Source organism: Actinoplanes italicus, assembly GCF_003001815.1.
In the GTDB taxonomy this organism is placed as follows: domain Bacteria; phylum Actinomycetota; class Actinomycetes; order Mycobacteriales; family Micromonosporaceae; genus Actinoplanes; species Actinoplanes italicus.
In genome coordinates, this window is record NZ_PVMZ01000004.1 from 165,324 (window position 1) to 178,261 (window position 12,938).

Consider the following 12,938-nt stretch of genomic DNA (forward strand, 5'->3'; position numbering starts at 1 on the left):
CTTCCGCGACAGGTTCATGCGTGCGCCGCCATCGGGTTCGGCAGGTGGGTCCAGCGGTCGTGCAGGGGGTCGGCGGCCAGTCGCATGGCGGTGGTCGCCTTGACCGGCAGGGGGCCGGTGAGCAGCGCTGTCGTGTCGGTGGTGCCGCGCAGGGAGTCGGCGATGATGCGCCACAGCTTGTCGGGGTCGGCGTCGAGGGCGGTGATCATTTGGCGGGCGACGGTGGCGAGGGCGGCGGCGGCGAGTTTGGTGCGCAGTTCGGTGTCGTCGCCGGTGGGCAGGTCGCCGATCAGTGGTGGTGTCTCGTGGCCGGCGGTTCTCAGCCGGCCGGCGTGCACGCGGACGCCGCCGAGGTCGCGGTAGAGGGTCCGCACGATCCGGGTGCCGCGGATCAGGACCAGGGTGTTCTGGCCGTGGGCTTCCAGGGCGACGCCACGTTCGAGGAGCCGGGCCAGGGGTGCGAAGAAGACCACACCGAGGTCTTTCATGATCTGGTACGGGTCGCCGAGCGCGGCGAGCAGCGACGGTGCGGTGGCCAGTACCCCGAGGGGGACGGCGCCGGGCGGGGGTGCCTGCCGGATGAGGTGGGCGAGCCGCCGGTCGGGGCCGTTGCCGGTGATGACGGCTCCGGCGGAGGCCTCGGCGAGCACGTCGAGCGGCAGGTCGGCGGTGAGGGTGGTCAGCAGTGCCGACAGCAGGGGGCCGTTGCGGACGGCGGCGGGGGAGACGGTGCGTACGGCGGAGGTCATCTGCACGTCGACGGCGGTCTTGATGTGGGGGCCGCCGTCGAGGGGGGCGACGGTGCGCAGGGACATGAGGGGGCGTACCGGGCCGGTCTGTCCGTCGTCGGTCAGCCACCGGTACTGCTCGCGCAGGCGGGTGGCCTGCCAGGGGTGGGCGAGCAGGACCGGTTCGCCGTCGCCGTGCCAGCGGCCGGGCGGGACCCGTAGCCGTTGCAGGCGGAAGGCGGTGCGGTGTTCGGGGGCGTAGGCGAGCTGGTCGGCGACGGTCATGCCGGTGCGGGTGCGGCAGCACGGGTGCAGGGGGTGGCCGTCGACGAGCAGCTGTTCGATCTCGCCCGGTGCCGGGTCGGCGGGCATGGCCGGTGGCCGGGGGTTGGCGGCGCGGGCCAGGGCGAGGTTGGCGACGCTGCCGGCGATCTCGTCGGCCAGGGGGGCGCCGGGCCAGAGCAGGGCGGCGAGGCGGGCCGGGTCGTCGGTGCGGGTGCCGTCGACGGTGACGGTCAGGCCGGCGGCGGGTTCGGTGAACGCGGTGGCGGCGCCGGCGGGATAGGACAGGCGGGTGTGGACGTTGCGGGGTAGTGGTTCGGTGGCGCAGGCGACCAGGAGCCGGCCCATGACGGCGGCGCGGGCGCCGGGCAGGGCGGCGTCGAAGGGGTCCAGTAGGTCGGGGCGCAGCTCGGCGAGTTGCGAGCGGGTGCCGGCGGGATCGGCGGTGGGTTGCGGCACCCCACCATTGTTGCCGTCGCCTGTGTGGGCGGTCGTGGGGGAGCGTGTGAGCGGCCGGGGTCACACCGCGGTCGGCATGGGTGGCTGGTGCCAGGCCCACGCGTCGTCGAGCCACGGCAGGTGCTCGAATCGTTCGTACAGGTGGGCGGCTCTGTCCTGCCGGGTCAGCCAGGGGCGGTCCCAGGGGTCGTAGATGTGGATCGGGGTGGCCCAGTCGTCGTAGGGGCGTGGTCCGGTGTCGGAGCGTCTCGGGGTGAACTCGCCGAGGTTGCCGGTCAGGTCGACGTATTGCAGCGACGGCAGGTTCTGTTCGCCTGCCTCGGCGAGCGACTGCACGCCGCGCAGTGTGATGCCGCAGTCGGCCAGGCCGAGCCACCGCAGCCGTTTCAGGTGCGGGGAGGAGGCCAGCAGGCGTAGTCCGGCGTCGTCGAGGTGGCTGGAGGACAGGTCGAGGTAGACGGCTCGGGCCAGAAGCGGGCTGGTGAGCAGGTCACCGAGGTCGGTTTCGTCCCAGTCGCCGAAGCGGATGCCGCGCCAGGGGATGAGCCGGGCCAGGTCGTCGGCGTGGTCGAGGAATGCGGCCGGGGCGATTGTCGGATATTCGGGGAAACCGCGTTGCAGGCGTACGGTGCCGGCGGCGGGCAGGGGTGGGGTGAGGCGGTCGCGGAGGGCCGCGGTCAGTTGCTGTTCGCGTGGGGTGGGGGAGCTGATGCCGGGCTCGCCGGGCGCCGGCCTGTGGGGTGGCTGGCGCTGGCGCCAGGCGCCGCTGGTGCGTTGGCGGTCGTTGGTGATCTGCAGGCGGATCAGTTCGGCGTGTTCGGGGTCGGTGGCTTGGATGTGGTCGGCGTAGGCGAGCCGCAGGTCCATGTCGTGGGGGTCGGCGAGGATGTCGGCGTACACGCCGGGCAGCGTATTTCCCCCACGCCACGAATCCGATAAATTCTCGTATTCAATCGAGGGGGAGTGCCGTGGACGTCGACGTCATCGTGGTGGGTGCGGGTCTGGCCGGGCTTGCCGCCGCACATGAGATCACCAGCGCCGGGAAGACGGTGGCCCTGCTCGATCAGGAGAACGCCGCCAACCTCGGCGGGCAGGCGTTCTGGTCGTTCGGTGGCCTGTTCTTCGTCGGCAGCCCGGAGCAGCGCCGCGCCCGTATCCACGACAGCGTCGAACTGGCGTGGGCCGACTGGAGCAACAGCGCCGGCTTCGACCGCCTCGACGACCAGGATTCGCAGGCCGTGAAGTGGGCGCGCGCCTACGTCGAGTTCGCGGCCGGTGAGAAACGCTCGTGGCTGTCCTCGATGGGCCTGAGCTGGCTGCCGTTCGCGGGCTGGGCCGAACGTGGTGACCTGCGTGCCGCCGGGCACGGCAACTCGGTGCCGCGGTTCCACATCACCTGGGGCACCGGCACCGGCGTGGTCGCGCCGTTCGTCGCGGCCGCGCAGGCCGCCGCCGCAAACGGGTTGCTGCACTTCAAGCACCGGCACCGCGTCGACGAGCTGATCATCGAGAACGGTGCGGCCGTCGGTGTCCGCGGGACCCTGCTCGCTCCCGACGACTCCGCCCGCGGGGTCAGCTCCAACCGCGACCGCGCCGGTGACTTCGAGTTGCGTGCGCAGGCCGTGATCGTCACCACCGGCGGGATCGGCGCCAACCACGACCTGGTTCGTCAGTACTGGCCGCCGCGTCTGGGCACGGCCCCGAAGTTCATGGTCACCGGGGTGCCCGCGTATGTGGACGGCCGGATGCTGAAGATCGCCGAGGACGCCGGGGTCCGGCTGGTCAACCGGGACCGGATGTGGCACTACACCGAAGGTGTGCAGAACTGGAACCCGATCTGGCCCGGCCACGGGATCCGGATCCTGTCCGCGCCGTCGCCGCTGTGGCTCGACGCGTTCGGCAACCGGCTGCCCGCACCGTACTTCCCCAGCTACGACACCCTCGGCACGCTCAAGCACCTGCGCACCACGCCCGGCATCGCCGAGCACGACCACTCGTGGTTCCTGCTCACTCAGCGCATCATCGAGAAGGAGTTCGCGCTGTCGGGCTCCGAGCAGAACCCCGACATCACGTCGGGTGACCGGCGCGGGTTCATGAAGCAGCGGCTGTTCGGCAAGGGCGCGCCGGGCCCGGTCGAGGCGTTCAAGGAGCACGGCGCCGACTTCGTGGTGGCGGCCGGTCTCGACGAGCTGGTCGCCGGCATGAACAAGCTCACCGAGCAGCCGCTGCTGGACGCCGCGTCGGTTCGTACGCAGGTCGAGGCCCGTGACTCGCAGATCGCCAACAAGGTCACCAAGGACGCCCAGATCCAGGGCATCCACAACTCGCGCCGCTATCTCGGTGACCGGATCGGGCGCACGTCGACGCCGCACCGGCTGCTCGACGCGGCGGCGGGGCCGCTGATCGCCGTGAAGCTGCACATCCTGACCCGTAAGACCCTCGGCGGTATCCAGACCGACCTGGACTCGCGCGCGCTGGGTGCCGGCGGCAGCCCGATCAGTGGCCTGTACGCCGCCGGTGAGGTCGCCGGTTTCGGTGGCGGCGGGGTGCACGGCTACAACGCCCTGGAGGGCACGTTCCTGGGCGGCTGCCTGTTCAGTGGCCGTGCCGCCGGCCGGCACGTGGCCCGTTCGCTCTAGAGTCCCAGCACGTCGGCCTCGATCTTCGGATCGAGGCCGACGACGGGCCGGTCGGCGCGTTGCGGGGCGCCGCCGGGCAGCGACTGCAGCCACGCCCACGTGTCGGTGACCGTCTCGTGTACGGGACGGCAGCGCAGCCCGGCCGCGAACGCCCGGCGGACGTCGCCGTCGTGCAGGAACGTGTGCAGCGGGCCCGGCGGCAGCCAGCACGGCAGCTGGATCCACGGCTCGATCCCGGCCGCCAGGATCGTCTCCGGCGCGGTCCACCGCAGGTCGGCGTGCCCGCCGGTGACCTGGCCGGCGACCTCGAGCAGTTCGCCCATGGTGGTGTGGCCGGGTTCGCTGACCACGTTGAACGGACCCGTCGTGCCGGCGGCGGCCGCGTCGAGCAGGAACGCGGCCAAGTCACGGGCGTCGACGTACTGCAACGGCAGGTCGTAGGGGCCGGGCGCCAGGGTGGGGCCGCCGCGGTGCAGCCGGCCCAGCCACCACGGCAGCCGGCCGATGTCCTCGTGCGGGCCGAGGATCAGCCCGGCGCGGGCCAGCAGCAGCGGGCCGCCGAACGCCTCGGCCGCCCGCTCGCCACGTAGTTTGTCACCGGCGTAGCCGGGCTCGTCGCCGGCGACGAGCGGGGCGTCCTCGTTCAGTCGCGGCACGGCCGCGGCGTTCTCGTCGTAGTGGTAGACCGAGCGGCTGGACACGTACGAGAAATGCCCCGCCCTGCCCTTGAGCAGTTCAGCCGCGGCGCCCACCACCTCCGCGCCGGCCGACCAGGTGTCGACGACCGTGTCCCAGGTGCCGTCGCGCAGCGCGCCGAGGCCACCGGTGGCCGTGCGGTCGCCGGCCAGCACCCGCACCCCCGCCACCGGCGAACGCAGGCCCCGGTTGAACACCGTCACGTCGTCGCCGCGCGCCACCCCCAGCTCGGCGACCGCCCGGCCGACGAACCCGCTACCGCCCAGCACCAGAATCCGCATGAGGCCGAGCCTGCCCGACGCCCGCGCGACACGCCCAGCGGACTCTGCCGACAGCAGAGCGGGCGTCAGCCTGCCAGGAACGTCTCGATCGCCTCGACGACCAGGGCGTGGTCGTCGGCCTGCGGCAGGCCCGAGACGGTCACCACCCCGATCACCCCGGCGCCGGGCAGCCGTACGGGAAACGCGCCACCGTGCGCGGCGTACCGCGCCGGGTCGACGCCCTGGGAGGCGTCGAGTTCCCGGCCCTTGGCCGCCAGGCGCCGGCCCACCAGGTACGACGACGCCGCGTACCGGTACACCACCCGCACCTTGCGGTCGATCCACGCGTCGTTGTCGGCGCTGGCGCCGGGCAGCGCGGCGTGGAACAGCTGCTGCTGCCCGCGGCGGATGTCGAGGGCCACCGGCAGTGAGCGCTCGGTGGCCAGGCGCACCAGCAGGCTGCCCAGCCGCCACGCGTCGGTCTCGGTGAAACTGGTGAAGACCAGGCGGTTCTCCTGCTCCTCGATGGCGGCGATCAGCTTCTGCGGGTCCTCGGCACTCATGGGCCCATTGTGTCGGGTCATGATTCGGCCCTCAGCGGGTACCGTCACCGGTTCACATTTCGGACCAGTGCAGGTACCCGAGGCGGGCGATCAACGCGAGCACCACGACCAGCAGCACGATCCGCACGAACCCGGCGCCGCGGCTCAGCGCCATCCGCGCCCCGATCACCGCGCCGATGATGTTGCAGACCGCCATGGCCGCGCCGAGTTTCCACGCCACGTGCCCGGTCGCGGCGAACACCACCAGCGCGCCCAGGTTGGTGGCCGTGTTCACGATCTTCGCCATGGCCGAGCCGTGCACGAAGTCCGCGCCGACGATCGTCGTGAACGCCAGCACCAGGAACGTGCCGGTGCCCGGCCCGACCAGCCCGTCGTAGAGGGCGATCAGCCCACCGGCGACGGCCACCGCGGTGCCGCGCCGCCACGGGGTGCGTTTCTCCATGTGCTCGGCCAGGCCCATCTGCGGGCGTACCGTGACGAACACGGCCACCGCCACCAGCACACCGATGATCACCGGACGGTACGCCGCAGCCGGGATCGTCCCGGCCAGCAGCGCCCCGCAGCCCGAGCAGATCAGCGCCAGCGCCGCCGACGGCCCCGCCACCCCCCAGTCGATCTTCGTGCGGCGGGCGTAGGTGAGCGCCGCCGTCGACGTGCCGCAGATCGCCGCGAGCTTGTTGGTGCCCAGCGCGGTGGCCGTGCCCAGCTGCGGCGCGACCACCAGCAGCGCCGGCAGCAGCAGCAGGCCGCCACCGCCGACGACCGCGTCGACCCACCCGGCCGCGAGAGCGGCCAGCAGCAGGGTCGCGATCACCGGCCGCGCCGCTGCTTGGTCAGCCACATCCCGAACAGGGCCCCGACGACGAAGAGCATCGCCAGGCACAGCAACGCCTTGAACACCATCCCACCTCATCCCGTCGATCCGCTGCCGCCCGCGTCACCGGGCAGGGGCTAGGGTCGGCACGTGCGACTGGCGACCTTCAACCTGCTGCACGGCCGTTCCCTGTCCGACGGCACCGTACACGCCGACCGGATCCACGCGGCCATCGCCGACCTCGACGCCGACGTGCTCGGGCTGCAGGAGGTGGACCGGGCGCAGCCGCGCAGCGGCCTGCTCGACCTGACCGCGCTGGCCGCCGACGCGCTGGGCGCCAAGACCCACCGGTTCGCCGCGGCGGTCGTCGGCACGCCCGGGCAGACGTGGGAGCCGTGGCACTCCGGTGCCGACATCGGGCACCCGCAGTACGGGATCGCGCTGGTCAGCCGGTTCCCCGTGCAACGATGGCAGATCACCGAGCTGCCGGGCGCGCCGGTGCGGTCGCCGGTGTACGTGCCCGGCGGGGGGTTGCTGCTGCTGCGCGACGAACCGCGGGTGCTGCTGACCGCCGTCCTGGAGACCCCGCACGGGCCGCTGACGGTCGCCACCACCCACCTGTCGTTCGTGCCCGGCTGGAACGTGCGCCAGCTGCGTGCCTCGGTGCGGGCGCTGCGTGGCCTGCCCGGCCCGCGGGTGCTGCTCGGTGATCTGAACATGCCGGCCGGCCCGGTGCGGGCGTTCACCGGCTGGCAGCCGCTGGCGCGGGCCGCGACGTTCCCGAGCCCGTCGCCGAAGACCCAGCTCGACCATGTCCTGGCGGACCCGCGCGGTGTCGCCGCGCTCGGCCGTGTCGTCCAGGTCCGGACCCCGCCGGTTCCGGTCTCCGACCATCGGCCCCTGGTGGTACGCCTGGACCGTTGATCGTTCGCAGACAAGGAGACACACCCGTGTTCACCGGCCTGAGTGCCTTCCCGCTCACCCCGCTCGACGACGACCAGCTCGACGAGAGCGCCTACGCCAAGCTGATCGCCCGGCTGGCCGCGGCCGGCGTCGACAGCATCGGCGCGCTCGGCTCCACCGGGTCGTACGCCTATCTCACCCGCGCCGAACGGGCCCGCGCCGCCACCCTGGCCGTGCGGGGCGCCGCCGGTGTCCCGGTGATCGTGGGGATCGGGGCGGTGCGGCTGCGGCACGTGCTCGAGCACGCCGAGGACGCGCAGCGGGCCGGGGCGGCGGGGGTGCTGCTGGCGCCCGTGTCGTACCAGCCGCTGCTGCCCGACGAGGTGTATCACCTGTACGAGCAGGTCGCCGCGAACCTGTCGGTGCCGCTGGTGGTGTACGACAACCCGCGTACGACCGGTTTCACGTTCACCGACGACCTGTACGCGGCGGTCGCGAAACTCCCGCACGTCGAGTCGATCAAGGTGCCGCCGCTGCCGGCCGACCCGGCCATCGCCGCCGACCGGGTCAGCGGACTGCGCGGCCGGCTGCCGGCCCACGTCGGGATCGGCGTGTCCGGCGACCCGGTGGCGGCGGTGTCGCTGCGGGCCGGCTGCGACGCCTGGTATTCGGTGATCGGCGGGATCCTGCCCGGCCTGGCGCTGGCGATCACCCGCGCGGACACGGCGGCCGGCTCGCGGGCCGCGTCCGACCGGCTGCGGCCGTTCTGGGAACTGTTCGCCGCGTACGGCAGCCTGCGGGTCGTCGCGGCGACAGCCGCCGTTCTGGGCCTGACCGGCGCCGACTGCCTGCCCCGCCCGCTGCGCGGTCTGGACGCGGCCGGTCTCGACGCGGTCCGGCGGGCCGTGGACGAGGTCACGGCCGGCTGACGCGGTGGCGTGTCCGGTTCGCGACTACCGGGCGGCCGCCCCTGGATCGGCGACCGATATGCCGGGGTTCCGGGGATACCTACTGTAATGCCGGTAAGCAACCGGGCGGACCGCCCGGCAGCCCGCCACCGGCGAAGGAGGTTGTCGATGCGTGGACGCAGCTGGGGCTGAGCGCCCCCTACCGGCAGCGATCCCCGACCCTGGCGAAGGAGGTACTACCTGTGCGTGGACGCAGCTGGGGCTGAGCGCCCCCACTGCCGAACCCGGCCACCCGCGAAGGAGGCGCCCTGTGCGTGGACGTACCTGGTCGTGAGACCTGCCTCTCCCCGAGAGGTCTGAGACGACAGCAGTGACTGCTCGCGACGGCGGGCCGCGTGTTGCGGCCCGCCGTCGCTCGGTGTCCGCACTATCCCCTGGGAACCGCATGTCCGAACAGCCGGCCTCGTACCGCGACGTCTTCGCGGTCCGCGAGTACCGACACCTCTTCGCGGCCAACCTGCTGTCGCTGATCGGCGACCAGCTCACGGCCGTCGCGCTGTCCTTCCTGGTGTACGCCCGGTCCGGTTCGCCGCTGCTGGCCGCGCTCACGTTCGCCGGCTCGTACGCGACGTGGGTGATCGGCGGGCCGCTGCTGTCGGTGTTCGCCGACCGGCTGCCGCGCCGGCGGGTGCTGCTCGTCGGCGACCTGGCCCGCGCCGCGATCGTGCTGCTCATGCTGATCCCCGGCATCGGAGTGTGGACGCTGGTGGCGATGGCGTTCGTCGCGAACCTGTTCCGGCCGCCGTTCCAGTCCGCGCGGGCGTCGCTGATGCCCGACATCCTGCACGGCGACCGCTACACCGTCGCCAACGGCCTCGACAACATCGTCGCCGAGATCACCCAGGTCGCCGGGTTCGCGCTCGGCGGGCTGCTCGTGGCTGCCGGGTCCGCGCAGACCGTCCTGGCCGCCGACGCGGCCACGTTCCTGCTGTCGGCCGCGCTGATCGCCACCGGCCTGCGCGGCAGCGCCGCGGCGACACGGGCGACCGCGCAACCGTCCGGCTCGTGGTGGGCCGAGACCACCGCCGGTGCCCGGGTGGTGTTCGCCGACCGTACGCTGCGTTCCTATCTGCTGCTGTTCTGGCTGTCCTGCCTCGTCTACGCCGCCGAGGGCGTGGCCGCGCCGCTGGCCGCCGAATACGGGGCAGGCGCCTGGACCGGGGGCCTGCTGCTGGCCGCCATGCCCGCCGGCGTCGCCGTCGGCGGTGTCCTGCTGACCCGGGTCTGCGCGCCGCGGCTGCGGCAACGGATCATGCTGCCGCTCGCGCTGCTGTCGTGTGCCGTGCTGCTGCCGATCGCCGCGAGGCCGCCGCTGGCGGTCGTGCTCACGCTGTTCTTCGTCAGCGGGCTGGCCGGCTCGTTCAGCATCCCGCTCAACGCCCTGTTCGGCCGGGCCGTACCGGCCGCCTACCGGGCGCGCGCGTTCGGCGTCGCGATGTCCGGGCTCTGCGCGGTCCAGGGCCTGGCCATGTTCGCCGCCGGCGCTGCCGCCGAGTGGCTGCGCCCGACCCTGGTGGTCGGCGGGGCCGGGCTGGCCGCCACGGTCGCGGTCGGTGTCGTGGCGGCGTCCTGGCCGCGGGTCACCGAGCCCGTACCCGTCCCGGTCGCCGCCTGAACCTTTCATCCTAGGACGGCTTAGACGTAGTGCGGCAAGCCGCACTACAAACCCTGAAAACGACGGCTTCGCCGACAAACCACAGGACAGGGGATCCGGTACGCCCACGCGTGCCGGACCCGAGCACCATGCCCCGGCACGTCCTACGCTGTGCGGCCATGACGTCTTTCATCAGGAACGTGTCGTTCGACTGCCCTGATCCGTACGCGCTGGCCGGGTTCTGGAGCGAGGTGGTCGGTCACCGGCTCGACCCGGGGTTCGCGCCCGGCGACGCCGAGGTGGTGATCGAGGCACCGGACGGCCCGCGCCTGTACTTCCAGGCCGTGCCTGAGGACAAGACGGTCAAGAACCGGGTCCATGTGTGTCTTCAGCCGTCCGACCGGGACCGCGACGCCGAGGTCGACCAGCTGCTGGCGCTGGGTGCGACGGTGTTCGACGACCGTCGCACGCCGGGCGGCGACGGCTGGGTGGTGCTGCTCGACCCGGCGGGCAACGAGTTCTGCCTGACCCGCTCGGCGGCTGAGCGGGCCTGACGGTCCTCGGTGGCCCCGTGCGTGGCACGTCTCGATCTTTCCGGCTGCGCCGGCGTTTCAGGAGTCCAGGCGGATGCTCATGGCGAAGTTCCGGAGATGCTGACCGCGGAGCTCGACCTGGCGCTCGGCGTCGACGGTGAAGCCGAAACGTTCGAAGGCGGGCCGGGCGGTGAGGCTGGCGTGCACCCGCAAACGCTGGTGGCCGGCCGCCGCGGCCTCCTGCAGTACGTGTGTGACCAGTGCGCGTGCCACGCCGCGGCCGCCGGCGTCGGGGTGGACGAAGAGCATGTCGAGCAGGCCCTCGTCGGTGAAGTCGCTGAATCCGGCGATCCGGGTCTCGAGGCAGGCGATGTAGGTGTGCGCGCTCGAGCGGCGCTGTCGCCATCGGGTCTGGTCGACGGTGGCGGGCGCCCAGGCCTCGATCTGTGCGGTGCTGTAGTCGCGGCTGGCGGTGCCGTGGACGGCGGCGCGGAAGACCTGCCAGGTGTCGTCGGCGTCGGTGTCCTGGTAGGGGCGGATCCGGAGGTTCTGCGGCGGGTGGGTCACGGTGACATTCTCCGGTCGCCGGTGCGGCAGGTTCGGCTTGGCGGTGCCGCTGCCGGTCCGCCGTCGTGTGCCGTCGGCGGGGCGGTGCGGGGCGGGGCGGTGTGGGAATGCCGGTGGTGGCGGGTATCGCGGGTTGGCCGGATATCGGTTGCGGGGCGGCGGTGGCGGGGGCAGAGTGGGGCGCGGTTGTGTCGTCGAGATGTGGGAGTGCGCTCCGGTGCTGTGAGAGAGACCCGACTTCGTGTCCTTGTCGGTGTCACCCCTCCTGGAATTGATCTTGTCTGCGCATCTCAAAGCCGCCCGTCTCGGTTTCTCCCACGACGGTGATCTGTTGTTCTCCGGTCTGGATCTGGTGTTGCGTCCCGGTGACCGGATCGGGGTGGTGGGCCCGAACGGGGCCGGGAAGACCACGTTGCTGCGGGTGCTGGCCGGTGAGCTGGCGCCGGGTGAGGGGCATCTGAGTGTCGCGGCGGGCACCCGGATCGGGTACGTGCCGCAGCGGATGCCGGATCCGGACGGCACGGTCGGGGCGTTCCTGGCCGAGGGGCTGGGTGAGCTGGCCGCGGTGATCGCCGGTATGCGGGAGCTGGAGCGGCGGCTGGCCGGTGGTGAGGACGTGCTGGCGCAGTTCGCGGCCGTGCAGGAGCGGTGGACGGTGCTGGAGGGCTGGAACGCGGAGTCGCGGCTGACGGAGGTGCGGCAGCGGCTGGACATCGATCATCTGGCTGACGAGTGGCCGTTGCGATCGGTCAGTGGTGGTGAGCAGGCGCGGTTGTTGCTGGCGCGGGCGTTGCTGGCCGGGCCGGATCTGTTGCTGCTGGACGAGCCGACGAACCATCTGGATGCCGAGGGTGCGGCGTGGCTGCGGCAGTGGCTGGGTGGTTTCGCGGGTGGGGTGCTGGCGGTCAGTCACGATCGGGCGTTTCTGGACGAGGTCGTGGGCCGGATCGTGGAGCTTGACGGGATCGACGAGCAGCCGCAGGACTATCCGGGTGGCGGTTATACGGCGTACCGGGCGGAGAAGCAGCGGCGGTGGGAGAAGCTGCTGACCGATTTCGAGGCGCAGGAGAAGGACCGGGTCCGGTGGGAGGCCGACATCGAGCGGACGAAGGGGTTCGCTTCGGGGGTGGAGAACACGGTCCGGTCGGGGGTGGAGGCGCCGCATCTGCGGCGGGTGGCGCGGCTGGTGGCGCGTAAGGCGAAGGTGCGGGAGCGGCGGTTGCGGCGGCAGATGGCGTCGGTGCGGTGGATCGCGCGGCCGCGGACCCGGCCACCGCTGACGCTGGCTTTTCCCGGTGACGACGGTGATCCGGGTGAGGTGCTGCTGAAGGTGCGGGGCCTGACCGTGCGGGATCTGTTGCGTGACGTGGATGTGGAGGTGCGGCGCGGTGACCGGGTGTTGGTGACGGGCCGTAACGGGGCGGGGAAGACGACGTTGTTGCGGGCGATCGCGCGGCGTCATCCGGAGGTGGCGGTGTTGCCGCAGACCGATGACGGGTTGCGGGACGGTACGTCGGTGATGGATTTCTTCCGGGCGCGGGTGCCGGTGTACGTCGATGATGCGGAGCGGTTGCTGGCGGGGCATCAGTTCGAGGCGGAGCAGTGGTCGGCGCCGGTGCGGGATCTGTCGGCGGGGGAGTTGCGGCGGTTGCTGCTGGCGGTGCTGGTGAACAGTGAGTCGCGGGTGCTGCTGTTGGACGAGCCGACGAATTTCCTGGATTTCGCGGCTCTGGATGTGGTGGAGGAGGCGTTGCGGCGGTATCGGGGGACGCTGCTGGTGGTCAGTCACGATCGGTATTTCGCGGAGGCGATCGGGTGTACCCGGCGCTGGGATGTGGCTGATGGGCGGGTGTCGGAGAACTGAGTCGCCCGGCGGCCGGGCGGGTGAGTTGGTCTCCTATGCTCTGAACCCGGCTACGGAAAGCGGGCGGG

12 protein-coding genes are annotated in these 12,938 nt (G+C 72.3%); 6 read left to right on the plus strand and 6 right to left on the minus strand.

Features of this window, described 5'->3' with window-relative positions:
• Nucleotides 1-14: 14 nt before the first annotated feature.
• Nucleotides 15-1,469 carry an IucA/IucC family protein gene (locus CLV67_RS11955; protein ID WP_106317480.1) on the minus strand — a complete coding sequence of 485 codons (1,455 nt, stop codon included), beginning with the start codon at nucleotides 1,467-1,469 and terminating at the stop codon, nucleotides 15-17.
• Nucleotides 1,470-1,529: 60 nt separating this feature from the next.
• Entirely contained in the window at nucleotides 1,530-2,369 is an 840-nt protein-coding gene (locus CLV67_RS11960) for a TIGR02996 domain-containing protein (RefSeq protein WP_106317482.1), read from the minus strand.
• A gap of 68 nt (nucleotides 2,370-2,437) precedes the next feature.
• Between CLV67_RS11960 and CLV67_RS11965 the strand changes: the two genes are divergently transcribed.
• Nucleotides 2,438-4,108: an FAD-binding dehydrogenase gene (locus tag CLV67_RS11965; RefSeq protein ID WP_106317484.1), complete on the plus strand. Its 1,671-nt coding sequence runs from the start codon at nucleotides 2,438-2,440 to the stop codon at nucleotides 4,106-4,108.
• Here the strand turns inward: CLV67_RS11965 and CLV67_RS11970 are convergent.
• The 3 genes from CLV67_RS11970 to CLV67_RS11980 all read right to left on the minus strand — a co-directional run bounded on the left by CLV67_RS11970 (nucleotide 4,105) and on the right by CLV67_RS11980 (nucleotide 6,441).
• The gene (locus CLV67_RS11970; protein ID WP_106317486.1) at nucleotides 4,105-5,085 is read right to left on the minus strand and encodes an NAD-dependent epimerase/dehydratase family protein; all 981 of its coding nucleotides are present in this window, start codon (nucleotides 5,083-5,085) and stop codon (nucleotides 4,105-4,107) included. The two genes, CLV67_RS11965 and CLV67_RS11970, sit on opposite strands and share 4 nt — an antisense overlap.
• Nucleotides 5,086-5,150: 65 nt before the next feature.
• Nucleotides 5,151-5,627 (minus strand): heme-degrading domain-containing protein, encoded by a 477-nt coding sequence (locus CLV67_RS11975; RefSeq protein ID WP_106317488.1) that lies wholly within the window; start codon nucleotides 5,625-5,627, stop codon nucleotides 5,151-5,153.
• A gap of 52 nt (nucleotides 5,628-5,679) precedes the next feature.
• Nucleotides 5,680-6,441: a sulfite exporter TauE/SafE family protein gene (locus CLV67_RS11980; protein WP_239166067.1), complete on the minus strand. Its 762-nt coding sequence runs from the start codon at nucleotides 6,439-6,441 to the stop codon at nucleotides 5,680-5,682.
• Nucleotides 6,442-6,591: 150 nt separating this feature from the next.
• Here CLV67_RS11980 and CLV67_RS11985 point away from each other — a divergent pair, with 150 nt between their 5' ends.
• The 4 genes from CLV67_RS11985 to CLV67_RS12000 all read left to right on the plus strand — a co-directional run bounded on the left by CLV67_RS11985 (nucleotide 6,592) and on the right by CLV67_RS12000 (nucleotide 10,460).
• A complete protein-coding gene (locus CLV67_RS11985) occupies nucleotides 6,592-7,365 on the plus strand; it encodes an endonuclease/exonuclease/phosphatase family protein (RefSeq protein WP_106317493.1) in 774 nt (257 codons plus the stop codon).
• A 26-nt stretch (nucleotides 7,366-7,391) separates the two neighbouring features.
• Nucleotides 7,392-8,273 carry a dihydrodipicolinate synthase family protein gene (locus CLV67_RS11990; RefSeq protein WP_106317494.1) on the plus strand — a complete coding sequence of 294 codons (882 nt, stop codon included), beginning with the start codon at nucleotides 7,392-7,394 and terminating at the stop codon, nucleotides 8,271-8,273.
• A 424-nt stretch (nucleotides 8,274-8,697) separates the two neighbouring features.
• Entirely contained in the window at nucleotides 8,698-9,927 is a 1,230-nt protein-coding gene (locus tag CLV67_RS11995; RefSeq protein ID WP_106317496.1) for an MFS transporter, read from the plus strand.
• Between the two features lie 158 nt (nucleotides 9,928-10,085).
• Nucleotides 10,086-10,460, plus strand: a complete 375-nt coding sequence (locus tag CLV67_RS12000; RefSeq protein ID WP_106317499.1) for a VOC family protein — start codon at nucleotides 10,086-10,088, stop codon at nucleotides 10,458-10,460.
• 57 nt (nucleotides 10,461-10,517) lie between these two features.
• On the opposite strand, the gene CLV67_RS51835 is transcribed toward CLV67_RS12000, so the two are convergent.
• Nucleotides 10,518-11,006: a GNAT family N-acetyltransferase gene (locus tag CLV67_RS51835; RefSeq protein ID WP_170153814.1), complete on the minus strand. Its 489-nt coding sequence runs from the start codon at nucleotides 11,004-11,006 to the stop codon at nucleotides 10,518-10,520.
• A 277-nt stretch (nucleotides 11,007-11,283) separates the two neighbouring features.
• On the opposite strand from CLV67_RS51835, the gene CLV67_RS12010 reads away from it, so the two are divergent.
• Nucleotides 11,284-12,870 (plus strand): ABC-F family ATP-binding cassette domain-containing protein, encoded by a 1,587-nt coding sequence (locus CLV67_RS12010; RefSeq protein ID WP_106318158.1) that lies wholly within the window; start codon nucleotides 11,284-11,286, stop codon nucleotides 12,868-12,870.
• The last annotated feature ends 68 nt before the right edge of the window (nucleotides 12,871-12,938 follow it).

Coding starts and splice junctions, on each gene's coding strand:
- CLV67_RS11970 (WP_106317486.1), bottom strand. CDS start 5,085: ATGCGGATTCTGGTGCTGGGCGGTAGCGGGTTCGTCGGCCGGGCGGTC.
- CLV67_RS11975 (WP_106317488.1), bottom strand. CDS start 5,627: ATGAGTGCCGAGGACCCGCAGAAGCTGATCGCCGCCATCGAGGAGCAG.
- CLV67_RS11995 (WP_106317496.1), top strand. CDS start 8,698: ATGTCCGAACAGCCGGCCTCGTACCGCGACGTCTTCGCGGTCCGCGAG.
- CLV67_RS12000 (WP_106317499.1), top strand. CDS start 10,086: ATGACGTCTTTCATCAGGAACGTGTCGTTCGACTGCCCTGATCCGTAC.